This window comes from Atopobium sp. oral taxon 416 (assembly GCF_018128285.1).
Lineage (GTDB): Bacteria > Actinomycetota > Coriobacteriia > Coriobacteriales > Atopobiaceae > Olsenella_L.
Map to the genome: position 1 here is coordinate 1686316 of NZ_CP072380.1, position 18118 is coordinate 1704433.

Consider the following 18118-nt stretch of genomic DNA (forward strand, 5'->3'; position numbering starts at 1 on the left):
TGCCATCACGAACGGCTACTCGCCCTTAAGGGGCCAATCGCAAAACGCCCTGACGGCGCAGTCCAGCTCGGCGCAGGCCTCAAAAGACGGAGCGCTTGGAGAACGACCTTTCGCAGACCTCCTTTATGACCCTGCCCACCTTCATTGTAAAGACGCCCGCGACGGCCATCTCGGCCATCTCGGTCACGAGGGTCTCAAACGGGGCGTTGCGCTGCCTTAACACCTTCAGCTCGATGGTGGCAACCCTGGTCGTGAGGGGCCTTACCTTCGTCTCGTTGCGGCTGTCGGTGCGCTCCTGCGTTTGCTCGTAGGGCTGAGCGCACAGCTGCTCGGCTGACTTCTCCCTCAGTACCCCGTTGAGCGTCTCCTGGAGCAGCAGCCTGAAGGCGTCCCCGCCCCCGTCGGCAAGCAGCCCCAGTACCTCGTCTTGGTCCAGTGTAAGATTGATTCGAGCCATGGCCATCCTCTTGGGTGTCCTCGTTGTTTGGTGACTGCGAGCACACCTTGGCGGCGGGCCTCTGGCTCGCCCGCCTTTTACACCACTTTACGGACGCGACTGATACCATCGCAAAGTTCGTCGAGTTCTACAACAGCAGGCGGATTCACCATACGCTTAGCTACGACATGTCGGAAGAATGGTACATGAGCGGCATAGCCGAGGCTGAATAGGCCCACAGAGGTGCCACTGTAAAAGCCAGGGATTCGGAAGGAATAGGGTTTCTGTGTCTCACTGCTTCAGCCAATTCAAAGTGCGAAAGAAACTGTATGCTACCCATCCGAAAGTTTGAATAATTAAATCAGAAGTTCCTTTATCGCCCATTTATGGTAAGATTTGGAATGTTGCACGAAGCAACTGTTTATATCGCCGGGTGGTGGCGCAGTTTGGTAGCGCACTTGACTGGGGGTCAAGGGGTCGCTGGTTCGAATCCAGTCCACCCGACCAGCTTTTGTTCTTTCTTTTAAGGCTCTTCGGTAGTTTCTATGGGTGAGATTCGCTCAAGGGCCCAGATGAGAGCGCGATATCAAGGACGAATCCTCAGAGCAAGTGCAACGACTGGTGATGGTAGACCTCTCAGAGACACTTCCATTTCAGGCGCTTGCGTGGTCTTTGGTTGAGCGAATCGTACATCCTCTGCACCTCCCTGTCGTCGACATCGTCGAGGCTTTTGCCCTGGCAGATTGTCAAGCTGAGTGCAACATCTCCCTAAAGACCTCGTTGGCTGTCCTGTATTTCAGGACCTTCCTTGGCCTGTCGCAGATCAGCTCCACCGCATGCTGCACCTCCTCGTTTGTGACCTTTCCGAAGTCGCTGCCCTTAGGGGAAGAACTTGCGCAGGAGCCCGTTGGTGTTCTTAACTGTTAGCTTCTGCCATAGATGGTGGGGGTCGCAGAAGTAGAACTGCACGCCTCAAAGGGCATCTGTGACATCTGCATGCCCTGCGAGCTGCTTGCCCCACTTAGGAGCGAGCGTCTCGAGGGGATATCCCTGCAGCAGCCCGACCTCGGCCTTGAAGACACTCCCGCTGTCGTGGTGGCTCTTTCCGCGGCAAGCAGCCTCACTGCCCTGTCGGCAAGCACGAGCAGGCACACGGGTCCCGCTGCCACGAGCGTGTCGTCCTCCCCACTCTCCGAGGCGAGACCTCTCATCGGCCTGCTTGGGCCTCTCCTTTACGCTGTGTGAGATCTCGATCTTACCTTTGGTCTTAGGCCTCTTGCTGCGCAGGTGGTGCTGCATCTGGCCTTGCGGGCCGGATCCCGGCAGCTCGAGCGGGGCGGCTACGGACCTGCCTGTAAGAATAGTCGGCAGGCTCAACGACGCACCTGCCACCACCCTCGAGCCTGAGATGTCGTCTATCTGCTCCAGGGACCAGTGTCTGTCCATGATGAGTAAGCGCACCTTCTGCGTAAGCGCAGGGTCTGAAAGCCGCCTTTTCGCCCTGCATCTCCTGCGGCGCTCATCCGCCCTCCTTTTGAGCAGTACAGGCCCTAAAGTGTCCGTGCCGTGCGTTCCTCTTGAGCTTGTGGCAGACGCTGGAGCTGTCCTTGCCGATCTCTGCCGCGATATAGGCAATTGACCTTCCCTTGTGCCATACAGCTCGGCTATGCAGTCCCTCTCCTGTAGGCTTGAGATGCTTGTAGTGGCACATTCCTTTTAGCTTTCGACGTTGACTTGGACAACCAACATCGTAGCCTTCCGGAGTGTGCCACACTTGCATGCAGCGGGCCATCCTGTTGCATTCAGAATGCTAATCCACCCCTTCGAAAACCAGTCCCTGAGAAGGCCGTTGGCGTTCTTGTTGGTCCCCCTCTCCCAAAGATGGTGGGGATGGCAGAAGTATACGGGAGCTCCCAGCGCCCCCTGCAGCCCCTTCTGCATCTAAGAATGAGTTGTAATCTTTTGGTGGACAGTAGGATTCAGGGACTGGCAACAGATATGCTCTGTCCAGATACCCACCTACCAACACCAGCAGATTGAAGAGATGAGATGTCGCTAAGCGCAAGCGAGATAGAGAAGGCAAAGTCCCGCACGAAGCCGGAAACACCCAAACACTACACTGAAGAAGTATTGCCTTGAGGCCATCGACTACTACAGGAAGGCACGTAAGGCCAACCCGAAAAAGAGCATCAAAGGATGCGCCGCGAAGCTTGAGGTCAACGACAAGACCTTAAACGACTGGATCATCAAGCACTCAAAGACCAAAAGGGTGACCCAGGAAAGGACCGACGAGCACAAGCAGCTCGACGCAGTGAACAGGCGCATACACGAGCTCGAAAGCGAGAATAAGTTCCTAAAAAAGTGGCAGCCTTCTTCGCCGGAAGCCTCTGACCAAGGACAGGTTTTAGCTCATGCTGGAGAAGAGGGCAACCTACAGCGTTTCGATGATGGAGCGCGTACTGGAGCTGAGCAGGGCTCACTTCTACAGATGGCTCAAGGCCAAAGGCGGTGAGGACCTATGGGGTCCTATCAAGGAGGCCATCTGCGCGATATGGGAGGAAAGCGACAGGCGCTTCGGTTTTCGCAAGGTCTGATCCAAGCTCACAGGAGACCCAAAGTTACGCAAAATTTACAGGCACGACCCGCTACCGCGTACGGAGGTGCATGGCTAAACTTGGGCATCTGCGGCATCTGATCCAATGCCTCCAAGAGAACGATACTGCCCGCACCTGATACCCCCGAGTGCCCCGCCCTCACCCGGCGCGACTTCTCGTGTCTTGTGCCGACAGCCAAGCTCGTGGGCGATACAACCTATCGCAGGACCACGGCAGGCTTTATATATCTCGCCGTCGCGCACCATCTGTGCACACACATGGTGGTGGGCTGAAGCATACAGGACAACATGAGGGCAGGGCTTGTCGTCTTTGCCCTGAAGATGGCATATTCGCGCGGATACGTGGCTGGAGGGGCCATATTCTAAGCAGCCCAGGCAGCCAGTACATAAGCTCAAAGTTCGCCGCCTGCTCAGCCGTACCCGACGTGAGGCTCTCCGTGGGGAGAACCGGAAGCTGCCACGACAACGCTGTAGCCAAATCCTTCTTCGCCACGCTCAAGAACGAGTGGTACTACCTTAAGCGCCTCTTAGACGCATCCACGACCAAGCACAAGGCACACGAGTTTATCGAGTCGTACTACAACCGCTTCCGCCCGCATAAGTCCATAGGAGATCGCGTACCCGCAGAGGTGATGCAGGAGTTCTTCGAGCGCCTCGAGAGGGCCCTTGCATACGATCCGGAGGCGATGCAGGCCGCATAAAAAATCTGAGATTCCTCTGTCCATTATATTGACAGGGCTCAGTATTGGGCGTACTGCATGAAGGAGTCTTTGCGGCTTCCTTTAAAATCGGGAAATGTCAAACAGGCAGAAACCGACCTTAAACACAGGCTCAAGTGGACAAGCCACAGCAGGATAGCGGCACTCTACGACCTGTATGAGAAGATCAAGCACCACAAGGATCATATCCTGAATACGATCCGACTGGGGCTGAGCAGTGCGAGGATTGAGGCAACCAACAACAAGATCAAGCTGATTGTTCGCAAGGCATATGGATTTCGGAATATACAGAAACATGATAGATATGGTATATCTCGTATGTTCTGATATCTGTGTTCCACTTCCTAACCGAAAACCTATACCAGAAAAAGCGGCTTAGTTACTGGGGAAATGGGGTTATGTTTCAAAAAGTGTGTCCGGATTGATTATTCACCGCCTGTAATTCGTGGGCATGTGGAACTCGCTCCATACTATCCCCGTGCCGTATTCTTCGGGCGCGCTGTCGTCGTGTTTCTTGTCCGATGATGCTGTCGCGAACAGGCCGTCGACCTCGTCATCAGTTGGCATGACGCGGATGATATCTGCCGGCGGCAGCGGGCTTTCCGTGTGCATGTAGCACCACCAAAAGATCGCCTTGACGCGGCCGTTGCCGGTTCCGAGCTCGACTACCACTGCGATGTCGGCCTTGCGTCTTCGTACCTTCTTCTCGATGGCGACGAGCAGCTTGATCCTGCAATACACCGCATCGCACATCCACGCTTCGAGCAGCGCCGCGGCCGGTCACGAAGAAGGCATCGCGCCGTGTGCTGCCTTCTTTGCAACCTGCCATTCCTTACAGCACACCTCGTCGAGCGTATCGGTTATCCCTTGCACGACATGGAACGGGTCCATGACCCACCGCGCGCCGTCGGCGGTGATGACCTCGATGGCGCGCCTCTGCTCTCAGGTGGGCTCGTCGAAAAACAGATTCAGCACATCCTTGCCGTACTCCTCGTGGGCCCATATCAGCCATCCCCGGTCGTGGTCGACGACGACAATCAGGTACTTGTGGTCCTTCTTGTAGGAGGTCTTATCGATCCCGATGCGCCTTGCACCCTCGAAGGCCTCTGCCGCGTGCGGCCTCAAGATCGGCGCAGATGCGCACATACCTCGCCGAGCGTATACCACTCCACGCGCGAGCGCCGCGACGGTGCTGGCCGGATCCGCGCAGCGCCAGGCACACCACCCACTCCTTAAAGTCGCGCGTGAAGCGCGCTTTGCACCTCGCCCAGGGCATTGACTCTACCAGCACGCCGTACTCCGGCCACCTTACCCTGTGCAGCGCGTATTCCAGATGAGCACATCGACCGAGCCAGGCCCATCGCCCGCCACGAGCTGAGGGCCTCGGCGATCTGTCGTAGTAATCGCATTTCCTGTTGCAGATCGGGCAGCGCAGGCCTCACCCTAATCACGACTCGATCGCCTTCGATGCGTACGTATTCGATCACTGTGTGTGCCAACGTGAGCGCGCAGCATAGTACCCCGTTCATGCGCCAGGGCCTTTCCGCTAGGTTGTTGTAGCAGACGTAGCCCTACCTTGCCCGACGCGGTAACGGCCCCTGATGGGGCCGCTACCCTTTATTTGCCTGGCGGATTAGCATTCTAAGTGCAACAGAATAGTGCCAGACAAAGGTCATGGCGCACCTCCGAAGGCTACGATGTTGGTTGTCTCAATCAACGTCGCAAGTCAGGGAGCAATGCGCCACTACACACATCTTAGCGCTGAGGAGCGCGACAGGATAGCCGAGCTACACGCCGAGGGCAAGGCGGTCAGCGACATCGGCAGGGACAGCTCCACGCTCAGCCGTAAGCTGAAAAGGAACGGCAGGCACACAAGGTGCAAACCGTACAAGAGGCTCTCGGGCCCAGCGTTGGCCGAAAAGGTGAGAGAGCACATCGCAGACGAGCGGTGGTCACCCGAGCGCATAGACAAAAGGCTTTGTCTTGGGCCCGGCGGCTCGTCTATCTAGCGCTTCGTCGGCTCAGGCGAGCTCGATATCCCCGGTGCGCCCCCACAGGACCAGCTCCGCCACCATCTGTGCGGGAAGGGGAAGTGCACGCACAGGGGGCACAAGGAGAGGAGGGGCAAGATCAAGGTCTCCTGCGGCATCTCAGAAAGGCCCAAGCAGGCACACGAGCGCTTAAGGCTCGGTGAGTGGGAGAACGACACGCTCGTCGGCAAGCCGGGAGGGCCCTGCCTGGTGACAATCGCAGATTGCTGAGTCGCGGCTACTCGTAGGTGGCAAGGCAACCGCGCACACGAGGTCGAAATCACGGCTCTGTTAGGCCGTGACCGCAAGACCACCACGCCTGAGCGCGGCAAGTAGTTTGCCCCCTGCGCGAAGGTGAGCGACAGGCTCGGCGGTGTCCAGTTCTACTTCTGCCATCCCCACCACCTATGGCAGAAGCCCACTGCTAAGAACACCGATATCCTCATCTGCGAGTTCTTCCCCTAAGGGCAGCGACTTCTCCAAGGTCCCGATGATGAGGTACAGCGCGTATTCGGCATGATCAACGACAGGCCGAGGAAGGTCTTTAGATACAGGACGGCCAGCGAGGTCTTTAGGGAGATGTTGCACTCAGCTTGACAATCTGCCCCTTGATATCGTGCTCTCATCTGGGCCCTTGAGCGAATCTCGCCCACAGAAACTACCGAAGAGCCTCATATTCTCAGCAGGAGGCGCGCTCCTGCTTGCGATAGCGATCTTTTCCCTTTTCATCGACCGTGCCTTCTGCCGCTACCTCTGGCCACTTGGTGCTGTCTTTGTGATCTCGAAGATCCGCCTCTTCCATATCAGGAAGAAAGACACCCGCTGCGGCCGCTGCCATATCTGTACCGACGCCTGCATTATGGGCATCGACACGGGCGGCTCTAGCGTTGTGACTTCGGGCGAATGCATCGACTGCTTCCGCTGCGCCGATGCCTGCCCAAGCGCCAACCTCATGGCCCCTTCCTGCGAAGCTGCAGCAGCCACGGCAGCTCCTCTTGCCCTTACCGGCATGGTATGTATCGGCACGATTGCAGCAGAGAGACCCGTGCCTGAGACGGCAGCAGAGGCAGCAGCAACCACGAGCGCTGCCTCCTCTCAAGGCCTCTATCAGGATAGTACCTACACGGGAAGCGACCAGGGCTACAAGGACACGACAAGCGTGAGCGTCACGGTCGAGAGCAGCGCCTTCTCCTCCATCGAGGTCCTCTCCTATGCAGATGACCGCCAGTTCTTCGAGAAGGCTTCCTCGACGGTCATCACCGAGATCCTCTCCCCACAAAGCACCGAGGTCGCAGCAGTATCCGGCGCGACATTCTCGAGCGAAGGCATCATGGCGGCAGTCCAGGATGCCCTCGAGAGCGGCGCTATCACCGAAAGAGCAGACACCAGGAGCAACGATGCACAGGAGAGCTCCTCTGTAAGTACCGAGAGCAGCAGTGCAGCAGGTGCCTTCGCAGACGTGGCAGACGGCACCTACACCGGTTCCGGCACGGGGTTGCGCGGCACGACGGCGGTGAGCGGCACGGTCGAAGGCGGCAGGGTCACCTCCATCACGGCCATCTCCTACGAGGATGATGCCCCCTATTTCCAGAAGGCACTCTCAGGCATGGCAGAAGAGATCGTCTCGGCGCAGAGCCTCGACGTCGACACGGTGTCCGGTGCCACGTATTCGAGCAACTCGATCCTCGAGGCCGTAGCCGATGCGACGGGACTCGACTTCACGAATCTGAATTTATCGCGCACGGCAGGCCATGGCGGAAAGCGGGCATAGGACATACGAAAAGGAGGCGCCCCGGGAGCGCCTCCTTTCATATGCAGCTATCGAGCAGATGCTACTTGAGCTCGTTGTCGCGATCGTAGTGCTCGCCGCCCCAGTAGATGCGGTGCGCCTGCTGGCACTTCTCCGGGAGCTCCACATCCTTCAGGGCCCACTTCACGAACTCATCGAAACCCGTACGGTCCACGATGTAGCCGATGTGCTCCTTGCCTTCCGGTGCCTGAGGATTGATGTACTCCTCGATGTAGGCATAGGTGTTCTGGACGATCTTGACGATGGAATCCTCGTCGACCCACCTGAGCCAGTCCTGTGCCATCCTCGGATTCTGCTTGCCGGTGCGGCCGAGGATCTTGAGACGGAAGTAGTGCTCGGGGCTCCTCGTCCAGGCACGCGTCGGGCAGTAGACGACGCAGACACCGCAGCCGATGCAGCGGTCCTCGTTGCGCACGACCTTGCCGTTCACCATCTCGAGAGCCGACACGGACCTGCGCTGGCACCACTTGACGCACTGGCCGCAGCCGATGCAGTGGGCCAGGTCGTACTGCGGCTCGGTCATGCCAATGATGCCGAAGTCGTTCAGAGCGACATGGGCGCAGTCGTTCGAGCAGCCTGTGAAGGCGACCTTCACATGACGGTTGTTCGGGAAGATCGTCTGGTCCATGCGCTGCGCGAAGGCCGTCGTATCATAGCAGCTGAAGGGGCAGAGCCTCTTTCCCGGGCAAGCAACGATATTCCTCGTGCCGGATGCCAGGTAGCCGTCTGCCGTATCTTCCTGGTTAATCTTCGTGTCCTCGATGATGGCCTGGAGCTTCTCGTTCACCTTCGGCATGTCCTCGAGCTTGATGCCGGGAATCTCGACGCCCTGCCTGTTCGTCAGAAAGATCTGGCCGTTGCCGAACTCCTCGGCAATCCCCACGATCCTTGCCATGCTCTTTGCCGAGACGAGACCACCCGGAATGCGGACACGGCTTGCCGTCTCGCCACGGACCTTGCTGTAGCGGAAGGCATTCTTCTTGAGCGCCTTGACATTCACGTCCTGAATCATGCGTTCCCTCCTAATCCAGCATGTCCTTGGACACGGTGTAGTTGAAGACCGGGCCATCGAGGCAGACATAGTGCTCGCCGATGCGGCAATGTCCGCACTTGCCAAGGCCGCAGCACATGCGCCTTTCCTGGCTGACCCAGATGTTCTCCTCGGCAAAGCCGAGCTCCAGGAGTCCCTTGATCGAGAAGCGCATCATCGGAGGAGGACCGACGACGACAGCCTGTGCCGTCTTCGGGTCCTTGAGCGGAAGATCGGGGATGTACTTCGTGACAAGGCCGATGTTGCCCTCATAGCCTTCAGGAGCACCATCGACCGTGAGCGTCAGGTTCAGCGCCTTGTCCCAGCGGGCAAGGTCGTCACGGAAGAGCATGTCGTCCGGGCTCTTAAAGCCGACGATCACATACTTGTTCTCGGAGTCGGGAGACGCGACGAGAGAATCGATGACGCCACGGACTGGAGAGACGCCCGTGCCGCCTGCCACGACGACGACCTCGCCGTTCTGATAGAGGCTCACGTCGAAGCCATTGCCGAACGGCCCACGGAGGAACAGCTTCTGGCCGACATAGTTCTCGAAGACCTCGCTCGTGACCCTGCCGACACGGCGGATCGTGAGGTCGATGGACTTGCCAGGGATGATGCCGGAGACAGAGATCGGTGCCTCGCCGTACTTCGGGACAGAGACCTCGAAGAACTGGCCCGGGCGCACCTCTCCCTCGTACGCCATCCTGAACGTGTATTCCTTCTTCGTGTGTTTAATCACATCGAGGATCTCGGACGAGAACGGAATATAGGGGTTCACGGCCGCGTCGTTCACGGCGTCGAATGTCACGGTCTGGCTAGGCATTCTTCTGCACCTCCTGTTCCTTCTCGTAGGCTTCGCAGGCATCGTTGAGCTTGTTCACGCAGGCAGCGAAGCTGATGTATTCCGGGCAGATATCGTCGCAGCGTCCGCAGCCGACGCACATGTCGTAGCCGAAGCGGCGCCTGAAGTCATAGACCTTGTGGAGCACCTTGAAGCGCATGCGCTCGCCGGCGGTCTTCCTGTACGAGCCGCCGCCTGCGATATCGGAGTAGCCGTCGATCATGCAGCTTGCCTGCACGCGGCGCCTCTCGCCGACACGGCCGTTCTCCGTGTAGAACACGTCCTGCATCGTGTAGCAGGAGCAGGTCGGGCACGCAATCGTGCAGCGGCCGCACTCGATGCAGCGGTCCGTGTACTCGTTCCACATGTCGGAGCGATAGATCGCATTCGGCACGATCTCGGGACGCGTGACGTGCACCTCGTTCTCAGTGACGGAGGCCGGCGTGACGTCTTCCTCCTTAGCTGCGCAGGCAGCGAAGAGCGGCTCGAGGTCCTTCTCTGCCACAGCAGACAGGATCATATCCCCCGCCTCTTCGACAGAGAACATCCAGCCATCAGGTGCCACATTCGTGCCCATATCGACACAGAAGCAGCTGGCGAAGCTCTTCGTGCAGCCGATGAGGGCAAAGTGCACATGGTCACGGATGCGCTTGTAGAAGTAGTCCTTCGAGGGGCCGTTGTCGAGATAGATCTGGTCAAGACGGCGGATGCCGTGGAGGTCGCAGGCACGCAGGAACACGATCACGTCGCGCGGATCGATATCCGCTTCCTTGACGGAATCCTCCGTGAAGTAGAAGAGCGTCTCCGAAAGCGGGCTCAGGATCTCCTTCGCCGGATAGTCGGACTTCTTCTCGAGCTCCATCTCGGAGCCGGACGCCGCGAAGTCATAGCGCACGACATCGACGTCGGTGAAGCGTCCCTCCCCCTTCTTGAGCACCGGAGCATAGATGCGATAGGTCTCGCCGAGCTTCGCTATGAACTCGTCAAACCCGTCCCGCGTGAGCACATATCCCACAGCAGAACCCTTCTCTCGTGGCAGGGATGGCTCCCTGCGTATGGATGGCCAGATGCCTTCCTGGCTATGCATGCAGGTCGAGGCCCCCTCAGAACGCCCTGTCTGCAACCGTCAAAATGATACGGCATGCCTCTCATATTCGCAATGCGGCATGCATATCATGAGACACCTGCCATTCTCGTAGGAAAGAATCTTATCTATGTGCAGCTTTCTGTAAGGCTCCGCGAACGGGCAGAATGGCCCCTGCATGCGGGAAGATCAGGCGCAGCCCTGGGCCAGTGCCGCAAGGCGCGGCATGAGGTCCTCTATACAGGCGATGAAGCGCTTAGCGGCAGGAGATACCTCGGCAAGCGAGGGAACGGCGATACCGAGAGAGAGATATGGCGGGGTTCCTCGAAGGGGACCTCCTTCACCCGCCCTTGCCACTTCCGGTTGATGAGGCACTGGTTGAAGCTCGCGCCGAGGCCCGCTTCGACCATGTTGTACGTCGTGAAGCCATTGCTCGTCCCGTAGCGGTCTTCTATATGGAGCTTCTCCTCGCGGATGAGGCGGTCCTGGTCCGTATCATGGTCGGCAAGGGTATGGATGAACGCTTCATGTTCGAGCTCCCGGATCGGATAGCTCGGAGCATCTGCATAGGGATGCCCCTCCGGCAGCCACATCACGATCTCGTCCTCATAGAGTGCCTTCCAGTCGCAGTACGTGCCCTGGGAAGGCTTCGCGCAGAAGCAGAGATCGACGGCACGGCTGTTGAGCCACTGCCCCATCTCCTGGTTGCCGCCTTCCTTCAGAGCCACATCGATGCCGGGGTAGCTCTTCTCGGATGTGGAGAGGAGGCATCCAGATCGCAGAGATGTTGTAGTAGGAGCCGACCGTGAGCGTGCCGGAAACGACGCCACGGATCTCGGCGCCCGACTCCTCAATCACCTACTCTGCCCTCACGATCTCGCGCAGATGCAGGAGCATGCGCCTGTCATTCTCTGTGAGCGCGACTCCCTGCTTCGTGTGGATGCAGAGCGCGAAGCCGAGCTCCGACTCGAGCGAGGCCACCATGCGCGTGATGCCGGACTGCGTGTAGCCGAGCTGGCGCGCTGCTGCCGTGAAGGAACCAATTTCTGCAGCCGCAATGAGAGCGGCACCCTTCGTTGCATCCATGGGAGCTGCCAATCATGACAAAGTGTCATTCCAAACATGATTATAAGCATCAACAATTATGGATATGCGCGACGTATAGTATCAGCTGAGCTCAGGCGTGGCCACAAGACAGACGATTTCCGCTGGCAGAGATGCCAGTATAATGCCCTCTCAGACAGGGTGAGAAAGGGTGTGGCTACAATGGAGAAGCTTGATTTCTCTTCCGATTGTCTCGAGGGCTGTGCAGACGAGATCATGGATCGCCTCGTGGCAACGAACCACGAGAAGAGCGCAGGCTATGGACTCGATGAGCACAGCATCCATGCACAGCGGCTCATCAAGGACGCGTGCAAGGCGCCTTCCGCCGAGGTCTTCTTCCTCGTCGGCGGCACGCAGACGAACGAGGTCGCGATCTCTGCCCTGCTTGCTCCCTGGGAGGGCGTCATTGCTGCCGCGTCGGGACACATCGCTGTGCACGAAGCTGGCGCTATCGAAGCAGGCGGTCAATCATGACCACCCGCGTAGCGGGTGGTTTGCTCTAAGGGTATAACCCTATAAATGCCGGTCAGGGACTCAAGTCCCCGGCCTTCGCTTCGTTCAGGCCGCATGGCCGCTTGACTCGTGGCCAGCCCGCCAAACGGACATGTGCCGGCCTACTTTCTGCCGAACGGGTCTTCGTACTCCTTGACGCTGAGCCTGCCGGAAGCAGCACATCGCAGGGTGGCAAGGCCGCCGCGCACACGAGGTCGAGGCCACGGCTCTGTTAGGCCGTGACCGCAAGACCCCCACCCCTGATCGCGGCAAGTAGTTTGCCCCCTGCGCGGAGGTGAGCGACAGGCTCGGCGATGTCCAGTTCTACTTCTGCCATCCCCACTTACCTATGACAGAAGCTAACGGTTAAGAACACCGATGTCCTCATCTGTGAGTTCTTCCCCTAAGGGCACGGACTTCTCCAAGCTCACCGATGATGAGGTACAGCGCGTATTCGGCATGATCAACGACAGGCCGAGGAAGGTCTTTGGATACAGGATGGCCAGCGAGGTCTTTAGGGAGATGTTGCACTCAGCTTGACAATCTGCCAGGCGAATTAATCATCGTTTTCCTAGCAAGTATTTGATTTCTATACTTCTGTGCAGCTCTGTCTGCTACACAAAGAAAAAGCGGCGTACCAGATCACTTGAGTACTCTACAGTCTCCTCCATGTTGCCACAGCCCATGATCTCACCGGCGTAATAGGTATTGTTCAGCCTGCCCTGCAGCTCCTCTACCTGGTCGTACCAGCCTGCACGGTAATCTTCAGCTTTGATATAAGGAAAGCAGACCCAGTCACGGACCCGATATGTCTGTGCGACCGGGAAGCCTGACCGCTCCATATCCTGTCTGATGAGACTCTCCGTTTTGTCCGGTGTAACCACCGTTTTCCCGGTATGGTTTCTCAGGGCATAGGCCACGAGTGGCTGTACAGCACAGTCTGGCCAACGCCGTACGAATCCCATCAGGTGTCCCGTGCTTTGGTCATTCATGTGTCCCGGGTAGTAGCAAGAGCTCTCCGGCATCGCGTTCTCAGGTACCCCCACTGCCATGGTCAGACACTTCTTGTAATGGATCTTCGAGAAGAGCCTACGTTCCTCCTCATTCGGATTCCCATAAGTCAAAAACTGGTCGAGCGGTGTAGTGATAATGAGCTTACCGAAGACCTCCACTTTATTGTTATTGAGCGTGAGGAAGACGTGGCCGTCCTGCCGCTTCACGGAGGTCACCTCGTTTCTCACGTGGGCAGAATGTAGGAGGTGCCGGTTGACGGATTCCCAGAGCGCTTGGGTCCCATCCTTCCAGATCCAGACGTTTGCAGGCTTCTTGAGGCGGTGGAGGACCATTGCATTAAGGTATTTCACGACGTGAGCTGCCGGTACTTCGTCGAAATAACCGTAGCCACGTGCGGTAAAGGGCACCATCAGCTCTTTGCCGGCAGCCTCGCAGTGGTTGAGCTCCAGAAATTCGTTAAAGGGCAGCGCAAGATCCTTCAGATGCGGATTGGTACCTTCCACATGGACGAGTTTGAGGTCCTCCGTAACGATATGCCCCTCATAGGCTCCCTTAGCTACGCGCCTATGTCCGTAGGTCTCGTAGCCCTTGTACTTCGTCTGCAGCAAATACTTGAGCTTTGCGATCTCAAGTGATTCTTTAAGATCTACCCAACTGGGTTCGGTGTAGGGCGTGCCATCCGGATTCAGGAGCTGATAGGAGATCTCCTCCCCATGCATATGGTCTACATGAGCAAACTGCTCACAGCGGTGGATCGCGAGGTAGCTGTCATCACCAAAGGTGGCGCCGAGATCGCAGCTGCGTTCCTCAGTCGTGCCGTCGGAAGTGGTAACCACCATCAGTGGTGAGAAACATTTGCCGCCGACCCGTGGGGTCTTCTCGTAGATCTCATAGTTGGTATAACCGTTGCCTTCAAGAAACATAGCGCAGGAGAGCCCGGCAGGCCCTGCCCCGATAATACAAATGCGGGTGTTCTTGTTCATAGCGGTCATACCTCCCGAGGAATCTCCAGATCGTGCTTTTTTATCACCATACTATAGAAGCGCCCACAGGATGCAGACGCTTCAGAATACCAATGATATGCACTGAAGTAGCTTAGCCCTTCAGCAGCTCTCCCAGGGTCTTCATATTCACGATCGTTGAGCCATAGCACTTCTGGGCACGTTCAATCGCCTGATCCTGTGTACCGACCAGGAAAGTCAGGGTCGCATCGCTTACGAGCACGGTCTTGTAGTTGCGGTAAAAGGCATCCGCCAGGGTATGGAGGACACAGATATTCGTATCTGCACCTACGGTGATCAGTGTGTCGATATTGAGCTCACGCAGGGTGAGGTCAAGATCGGTGCTAAAGAAGCCAGAATAGCGGCGCTTGGGGATAATGTAATCGGAGTCCTGTACGTTGATCTCCGGGAAGATATGGCTCTTGCCCGCGATCCCATGGTCCCCCCAGAGCTCGAGTTCGTGATCGATACCAGGGATATGCGCATCATTGCAGAAGAGGACCGGTAGGTGTGCCTCGTGGCATAGGTTAACAACCTCAGCTACATTCTGACGGTAGGTATCCTGAGCAGGATCAGGCTTATATACCGTATCGTCCGCATCAATTGCGTCAATCACCAACAGTGCCGTGCGCTTAGGATCGAATTGCATACAGAGCCTCCTTATTTGGCAATCTGAAAGCGTTGCCCTTATCCTACCTGAACGAGGCTTTCTCCAGTACTATTTCATACAAGAGGCTTCTGATCGGCGATAAACGCTTACATGCTTTCGGGCTTGTGCAGAGAGATGCTGCGTGGGTTTGAATGTGTGATGAAATAACGCTGGAAAAATAACCTGAGGGAAACCATCGATACCCTGATGGGTATTTTATGAATGGGGAAGACACCCTGGTACGCTGATGTGTACCATCTTGGAAGGACATCGCATGGACAAGCTCTCTGTGCCCGCTGATTTAGGCAACCTTCTCCCCTCTTCAAGTACCGTGAGGATGAGGTACGGGGTTCTTGGGAGAACCGTGCCCGCTTTCTAAGAGAGATCTACTATACGATCAGAGATGCAATAGGCCCTCACTTCCTGATGTGGGTCAAGATGAACTCAAGCGACGAGGTGGAGGGTGGCCTTACGGTCGAAGACTTCCTACCTGCAGCAGAGGCGCTCGCCTCAAGGGTTGATACCCCGGTGAACCTGACCGGCGGTCTCAGAAACCTATCTGGCGTGGATACCATTGTAGCCGAGTCGAAGGTCCAGTTCTTCAGCTCCTGCCGTCCCCTTATCAAGGATATCGACTTCATTCAGACGCTCAAACAGAAGCAGAACGACTAGCTGCCTACTGAAAGATGAGACCCTGTAGCGTTATCCGTAAGAAAATATTTTCCTAACAGTCTAGATAACAGGTGAATCTGGCGCTTCACAGGCATGTCGATGACCAACATGCAGAAGCTACCTCAACTGATACGTGTATCTCTTGTACACCAGACAGACCAAGGACAGATGGAATCCCACAGCAAGGGTGGTTTCGCCATATGCGGGCTAAGGCAGGCCTTTCGCCCATTCGGCGAGCTGAGCCGCATCGTAGGGGAAGGCCTTCTGGATTATCTCCCCGGTCTTAGGGATAAATGCTGTGGCGACGATGGAATGTGCGTGTACATCGAGCCCGATGCTGGCACGATAGAGCATGGCCGAGACCTCCTGCGAAATGTGGTAAGCCAATCGGACAACCGAAGCCTAACCCACAATGCCCTACAGAAGGGCCCTTGTTTCTTAAATGAGGTCCCAGCCGTCTTGCTATATATCGTCTAGCTTAGCGTCGCGATCGTGCTGTGAACACCTTATGGCCCTCGGCCAAAGCATGCAGGGACACCTTAAGGCAAGCCTTATCATCTTTGCCCTTAAAGATGGCCTATTCGCGTGTGTGGGATATATCGCCTGTGGGGCCATATCCCACAGCGAGCAGGGCAGCCAATACATAAGCGTCTAAGCTTGTCTCCCAGGTGGCCTTGCACAACGTGAAGCACACCGGGGACTGCCACGACAGTGCGCTAGTAGAATCGCTTCTCGAGGCACTCAAGGACAAGTGGTACCACCGCAAGCGCCTGCACTCACCACAAAGCACAAGGACCATCGGGCTCAATCGAGTCGTAACTACAACCGCTTTTGTCCGCACGACTCCATAGGTAGGTGCGTGTCTGCAAGAAGGTCAGACAGGAGTTCTTCGAGCGCTTCGAGAGGGCCCTTCCATCCGATCTGGCGGCCACGCAGGCCGCATAGAGATCTGGGACCCCACTGTCCTTTATATTGATGGGGCTCAATGCACGACGTCTATGGCTGCCTCGACAGGGAATCTACAGCTAAGGCCCCAGACCAGCTCTGCTCGTGGATAATGTACTCTGCCGTGGCTAAGATGGAGAGGGTGGCAGGTACCCTTAGGAAGGAGCGGGAAGAGATCTTGAACTGGTAGAAGAGAGGCTCCACCGATTCGTTCCTCGAAGGGTTCAACTTAGTTATCCAGTCCGTCCGGTGCGCGGCCAGGGACTTCAGAAGCATCGCCTACTTCAAAACGATGATCTCCCTCAGACTGGAAAAGCTGAACTTCTCGGCCCAGAGACAGCTGGCATGTACTACCCACTAGAAACGTCAAAGAACCCAAAAAGCTTGGATTGGAGAAAGGCACCGCGAACTTCGGCCACGTCCGTAAAGTGGTGTAAAAGGCGGGCGTGCCAGAGGCCCGCCGCTAAGGTGGGATCGCAGTCGGCAAACAACGAGGACACCCAAGAGGACGGACATGGCTCGAATCAATCTTACACTGCACCAGGACGAGGTACTGGGGCCGCTTACCGAGGGGGGCGGGGACGCCTTCAGGCTGCTGCTCCAGGAGATGCTCAACGGGGTACTGAGGGAGAAGTCGGCCGAGCAGCTGTGCGCCCAGCCCTACGAGCGCACCGATAGCCACAACGAGACGAAGACAAGGCCCCTCAACGACCAGGGTCGCCACCATCGAGCTGAAGGTGTTAAGGCAGCGCAATGCCCCGTTTAAAGACCCTCGTGTTCGACAACTACAAGCGCAAGCGAGGCTGCCCTTATGACCGAGATGGCCGAGGTGGTCGTCGCGGGCGTCTTTACAGTGAAGGTGGGCAGGGTCATAGAGGAGGTCTGTGAAAGGTCGTTCTCCAAGCGCTCCGTCTTTTGAGGCCTGCGCCGAGCTGGACTGCGCCGTCAGGGCGTTTTGCGATTGGCCCCTTAAGGGCGAGTAGCCGTTCGTGATGGCAAACGCCACCTACCTCAAGGTCAGGGTCGACCACCGCGTGAGGTCCAAGGCGCTGCTAAGTCATCGGGGTCTCGCTTGCCGAGTCGCACACGGGACGAGATACTGGCGGACTTGCGCGACGTCGCCTCAAGGGCGGCGAGGGTGCTGATCGCCGCGATGCGCCTGTACATGAGGGCGTCTAACTACCTGGAGAGGCTGAACAGGAAGATAGAGAGGCACGCCTGCTCCGTCGGGGTCTTCCCGAGTAAGGTGTCGGTGATCAGGCTGATCGGGTCGGTCCTTACCGAGGAGAACGAGTGCAGCTCGACGCAGAGGAAGAGCTACTACGGATAGGACTTACACACAGCTCCTGCAGGTGGAAGACGAGCTCGCAAAGATAGCGCGCAACCAGAAGGACATGGCGAAGGCGTAAGGCAGGGAACGCGGCAGCGATTTTACACACGGATTCGGACTTGACCCGAACTTCTCGATCGGTACATCGGACAAGACAAGCTGTGAAAACCAGATTGCGAAGAGGGCAAGCCCGGCCCCGAAGACCGCCGATATTAGGGACACCCTTGTTGTCTCGGGAGAAGGGCCAATTATAAAGCCACGGATGATGACTGCAAGCAGAAAGGTAGGTCGGGATGTTGCCCTCGTACATGATCTTGCCCGTCTTGGACATCAAAAAGCCGATC

General features: G+C 57.2%; 26 protein-coding genes, 1 tRNA gene and 1 pseudogene. 14 read left to right on the forward strand and 14 right to left on the reverse strand.

The features are described 5' to 3' along the window. Positions 1–79 precede the first annotated feature (79 nt). A complete protein-coding gene (locus tag J4859_RS08870; protein ID WP_212329149.1) occupies positions 80–457 on the reverse strand; it encodes a transposase in 378 nt (125 codons plus the stop codon). Positions 458–504: 47 nt separating this feature from the next. On the opposite strand from J4859_RS08870, the gene J4859_RS08875 reads away from it, so the two are divergent. Next, the gene (locus J4859_RS08875) at positions 505–669 is read left to right on the forward strand and encodes a hypothetical protein (RefSeq protein ID WP_212329151.1); all 165 of its coding nucleotides are present in this window, start codon (positions 505–507) and stop codon (positions 667–669) included. 197 nt (positions 670–866) lie between these two features. Further along, positions 867–943 (forward strand) — tRNA-Pro (locus tag J4859_RS08880). Positions 944–1408: 465 nt separating this feature from the next. Here J4859_RS08880 and J4859_RS08885 read toward each other — a convergent pair. The 3 genes from J4859_RS08885 to J4859_RS08895 all read right to left on the reverse strand — a co-directional run bounded on the left by J4859_RS08885 (position 1409) and on the right by J4859_RS08895 (position 2377). Continuing rightward, positions 1409–1882, reverse strand: coding sequence for a hypothetical protein (locus J4859_RS08885; protein ID WP_212329152.1), 474 nt, complete (start codon positions 1880–1882; stop codon positions 1409–1411). A gap of 73 nt (positions 1883–1955) precedes the next feature. Further along, positions 1956–2147, reverse strand: a complete 192-nt coding sequence (locus tag J4859_RS08890) for a hypothetical protein (RefSeq protein ID WP_212329154.1) — start codon at positions 2145–2147, stop codon at positions 1956–1958. Positions 2148–2152: 5 nt separating this feature from the next. Beyond that, positions 2153–2377: a hypothetical protein gene (locus tag J4859_RS08895; protein ID WP_212329155.1), complete on the reverse strand. Its 225-nt coding sequence runs from the start codon at positions 2375–2377 to the stop codon at positions 2153–2155. A 470-nt stretch (positions 2378–2847) separates the two neighbouring features. On the opposite strand from J4859_RS08895, the gene J4859_RS08900 reads away from it, so the two are divergent. From J4859_RS08900 to J4859_RS08910, 3 genes are all read left to right on the forward strand, one after another. Continuing rightward, a complete protein-coding gene (locus J4859_RS08900; RefSeq protein WP_212329156.1) occupies positions 2848–3030 on the forward strand; it encodes a hypothetical protein in 183 nt (60 codons plus the stop codon). A gap of 445 nt (positions 3031–3475) precedes the next feature. Then, positions 3476–3751 carry an integrase core domain-containing protein gene (locus J4859_RS08905; protein ID WP_212329157.1) on the forward strand — a complete coding sequence of 92 codons (276 nt, stop codon included), beginning with the start codon at positions 3476–3478 and terminating at the stop codon, positions 3749–3751. Between the two features lie 57 nt (positions 3752–3808). Next, positions 3809–4096 (forward strand): transposase, encoded by a 288-nt coding sequence (locus J4859_RS08910; protein ID WP_256436699.1) that lies wholly within the window; start codon positions 3809–3811, stop codon positions 4094–4096. A 102-nt stretch (positions 4097–4198) separates the two neighbouring features. Here J4859_RS08910 and J4859_RS08915 read toward each other — a convergent pair whose 3' ends face one another. Then, entirely contained in the window at positions 4199–4522 is a 324-nt protein-coding gene (locus tag J4859_RS08915; protein WP_212329159.1) for a hypothetical protein, read from the reverse strand. 189 nt (positions 4523–4711) lie between these two features. Further along, a complete protein-coding gene (locus J4859_RS08925) occupies positions 4712–4915 on the reverse strand; it encodes a transposase (RefSeq protein ID WP_212329162.1) in 204 nt (67 codons plus the stop codon). A 590-nt stretch (positions 4916–5505) separates the two neighbouring features. Here J4859_RS08925 and J4859_RS08930 point away from each other — a divergent pair. Beyond that, positions 5506–5778: a helix-turn-helix domain-containing protein gene (locus J4859_RS08930; protein ID WP_212329164.1), complete on the forward strand. Its 273-nt coding sequence runs from the start codon at positions 5506–5508 to the stop codon at positions 5776–5778. Between the two features lie 655 nt (positions 5779–6433). After that, a complete protein-coding gene (locus tag J4859_RS08935) occupies positions 6434–7570 on the forward strand; it encodes an FMN-binding protein (RefSeq protein ID WP_212329165.1) in 1137 nt (378 codons plus the stop codon). 61 nt (positions 7571–7631) lie between these two features. Here J4859_RS08935 and asrC read toward each other — a convergent pair whose 3' ends face one another. The 5 genes from asrC to J4859_RS08960 all read right to left on the reverse strand — a co-directional run bounded on the left by asrC (position 7632) and on the right by J4859_RS08960 (position 11653). After that, positions 7632–8621, reverse strand: coding sequence for a sulfite reductase subunit C (asrC, locus tag J4859_RS08940; RefSeq protein WP_212329166.1), 990 nt, complete (start codon positions 8619–8621; stop codon positions 7632–7634). 10 nt (positions 8622–8631) lie between these two features. Beyond that, positions 8632–9465 (reverse strand): anaerobic sulfite reductase subunit AsrB, encoded by an 834-nt coding sequence (asrB, locus tag J4859_RS08945; protein ID WP_212329167.1) that lies wholly within the window; start codon positions 9463–9465, stop codon positions 8632–8634. Next, the gene (gene asrA / locus J4859_RS08950) at positions 9458–10498 is read right to left on the reverse strand and encodes an anaerobic sulfite reductase subunit AsrA (protein WP_212329168.1); all 1041 of its coding nucleotides are present in this window, start codon (positions 10496–10498) and stop codon (positions 9458–9460) included. Before asrA ends, asrB begins: the two co-directional genes overlap by 8 nt. Before the next feature lie 305 nt (positions 10499–10803). Further along, a complete protein-coding gene (locus J4859_RS08955) occupies positions 10804–11397 on the reverse strand; it encodes a LysR family transcriptional regulator substrate-binding protein (protein WP_212329169.1) in 594 nt (197 codons plus the stop codon). A gap of 28 nt (positions 11398–11425) precedes the next feature. Then, on the reverse strand, positions 11426–11653 hold the full coding sequence (locus J4859_RS08960) for a LysR family transcriptional regulator (RefSeq protein ID WP_212329171.1): 228 nt from the start codon (positions 11651–11653) through the stop codon (positions 11426–11428). Positions 11654–11812: 159 nt separating this feature from the next. Between J4859_RS08960 and J4859_RS08965 the strand changes: the two genes are divergently transcribed. Next, positions 11813–12145, forward strand: a complete 333-nt coding sequence (locus J4859_RS08965) for a beta-eliminating lyase-related protein (RefSeq protein ID WP_212329173.1) — start codon at positions 11813–11815, stop codon at positions 12143–12145. Between the two features lie 408 nt (positions 12146–12553). Beyond that, on the forward strand, positions 12554–12703 hold the full coding sequence (locus tag J4859_RS08970; protein ID WP_212329178.1) for a hypothetical protein: 150 nt from the start codon (positions 12554–12556) through the stop codon (positions 12701–12703). 74 nt (positions 12704–12777) lie between these two features. Here the strand turns inward: J4859_RS08970 and J4859_RS08975 are convergent, their stop codons facing one another. Together J4859_RS08975 and J4859_RS08980 are read right to left on the reverse strand one after the other, a co-directional pair. Next, on the reverse strand, positions 12778–14160 hold the full coding sequence (locus J4859_RS08975) for an FAD-dependent oxidoreductase (protein ID WP_212329181.1): 1383 nt from the start codon (positions 14158–14160) through the stop codon (positions 12778–12780). A 112-nt stretch (positions 14161–14272) separates the two neighbouring features. Next, a complete protein-coding gene (locus J4859_RS08980) occupies positions 14273–14827 on the reverse strand; it encodes a cysteine hydrolase family protein (protein WP_212329183.1) in 555 nt (184 codons plus the stop codon). Positions 14828–15154: 327 nt separating this feature from the next. Here J4859_RS08980 and J4859_RS08985 point away from each other — a divergent pair. Continuing rightward, positions 15155–15499: pseudogene (locus J4859_RS08985) on the forward strand (hypothetical protein); the annotation flags it as partial. Between the two features lie 207 nt (positions 15500–15706). Here J4859_RS08985 and J4859_RS08990 read toward each other — a convergent pair. After that, a complete protein-coding gene (locus J4859_RS08990) occupies positions 15707–15853 on the reverse strand; it encodes a hypothetical protein (protein WP_212329185.1) in 147 nt (48 codons plus the stop codon). Between the two features lie 329 nt (positions 15854–16182). Between J4859_RS08990 and J4859_RS08995 the strand changes: the two genes are divergently transcribed. The 4 genes from J4859_RS08995 to J4859_RS09010 all read left to right on the forward strand — a co-directional run bounded on the left by J4859_RS08995 (position 16183) and on the right by J4859_RS09010 (position 17774). Next, positions 16183–16350 (forward strand): hypothetical protein, encoded by a 168-nt coding sequence (locus tag J4859_RS08995; protein WP_212329187.1) that lies wholly within the window; start codon positions 16183–16185, stop codon positions 16348–16350. Positions 16351–16484: 134 nt separating this feature from the next. After that, on the forward strand, positions 16485–16634 hold the full coding sequence (locus J4859_RS17695) for a transposase (protein ID WP_212329189.1): 150 nt from the start codon (positions 16485–16487) through the stop codon (positions 16632–16634). 324 nt (positions 16635–16958) lie between these two features. Continuing rightward, positions 16959–17210, forward strand: a complete 252-nt coding sequence (locus tag J4859_RS09005) for a hypothetical protein (RefSeq protein WP_212329191.1) — start codon at positions 16959–16961, stop codon at positions 17208–17210. A gap of 342 nt (positions 17211–17552) precedes the next feature. Continuing rightward, positions 17553–17774 (forward strand): transposase, encoded by a 222-nt coding sequence (locus J4859_RS09010; RefSeq protein ID WP_212329195.1) that lies wholly within the window; start codon positions 17553–17555, stop codon positions 17772–17774. Positions 17775–18118: the final 344 nt, after the last annotated feature.

Bases quoted from the DNA above. Each gene is read 5' to 3' on its own strand.
- J4859_RS08870 (WP_212329149.1), bottom strand. From the start codon at position 457: ATGGCTCGAATCAATCTTACACTGGACCAAGACGAGGTACTGGGGCTG.
- J4859_RS08885 (WP_212329152.1), bottom strand. From the start codon at position 1,882: ATGGACAGACACTGGTCCCTGGAGCAGATAGACGACATCTCAGGCTCG.
- J4859_RS08890 (WP_212329154.1), bottom strand. From the start codon at position 2,147: ATGTGCCACTACAAGCATCTCAAGCCTACAGGAGAGGGACTGCATAGC.
- J4859_RS08895 (WP_212329155.1), bottom strand. From the start codon at position 2,377: ATGCAGAAGGGGCTGCAGGGGGCGCTGGGAGCTCCCGTATACTTCTGC.
- J4859_RS08900 (WP_212329156.1), top strand. From the start codon at position 2,848: ATGCTGGAGAAGAGGGCAACCTACAGCGTTTCGATGATGGAGCGCGTA.
- J4859_RS08910 (WP_256436699.1), top strand. From the start codon at position 3,809: ATGAAGGAGTCTTTGCGGCTTCCTTTAAAATCGGGAAATGTCAAACAG.
- J4859_RS08915 (WP_212329159.1), bottom strand. From the start codon at position 4,522: ATGTGCGATGCGGTGTATTGCAGGATCAAGCTGCTCGTCGCCATCGAG.
- J4859_RS08925 (WP_212329162.1), bottom strand. From the start codon at position 4,915: ATGTGCGCATCTGCGCCGATCTTGAGGCCGCACGCGGCAGAGGCCTTC.
- J4859_RS08930 (WP_212329164.1), top strand. From the start codon at position 5,506: ATGCGCCACTACACACATCTTAGCGCTGAGGAGCGCGACAGGATAGCC.
- asrC (WP_212329166.1), bottom strand. From the start codon at position 8,621: ATGATTCAGGACGTGAATGTCAAGGCGCTCAAGAAGAATGCCTTCCGC.
- asrB (WP_212329167.1), bottom strand. From the start codon at position 9,465: ATGCCTAGCCAGACCGTGACATTCGACGCCGTGAACGACGCGGCCGTG.
- J4859_RS08960 (WP_212329171.1), bottom strand. From the start codon at position 11,653: ATGGATGCAACGAAGGGTGCCGCTCTCATTGCGGCTGCAGAAATTGGT.
- J4859_RS08975 (WP_212329181.1), bottom strand. From the start codon at position 14,160: ATGAACAAGAACACCCGCATTTGTATTATCGGGGCAGGGCCTGCCGGG.
- J4859_RS08980 (WP_212329183.1), bottom strand. From the start codon at position 14,827: ATGCAATTCGATCCTAAGCGCACGGCACTGTTGGTGATTGACGCAATT.
- J4859_RS08990 (WP_212329185.1), bottom strand. From the start codon at position 15,853: ATGCTCTATCGTGCCAGCATCGGGCTCGATGTACACGCACATTCCATC.
- J4859_RS17695 (WP_212329189.1), top strand. From the start codon at position 16,485: ATGCACGACGTCTATGGCTGCCTCGACAGGGAATCTACAGCTAAGGCC.
- J4859_RS09005 (WP_212329191.1), top strand. From the start codon at position 16,959: ATGGCTCGAATCAATCTTACACTGCACCAGGACGAGGTACTGGGGCCG.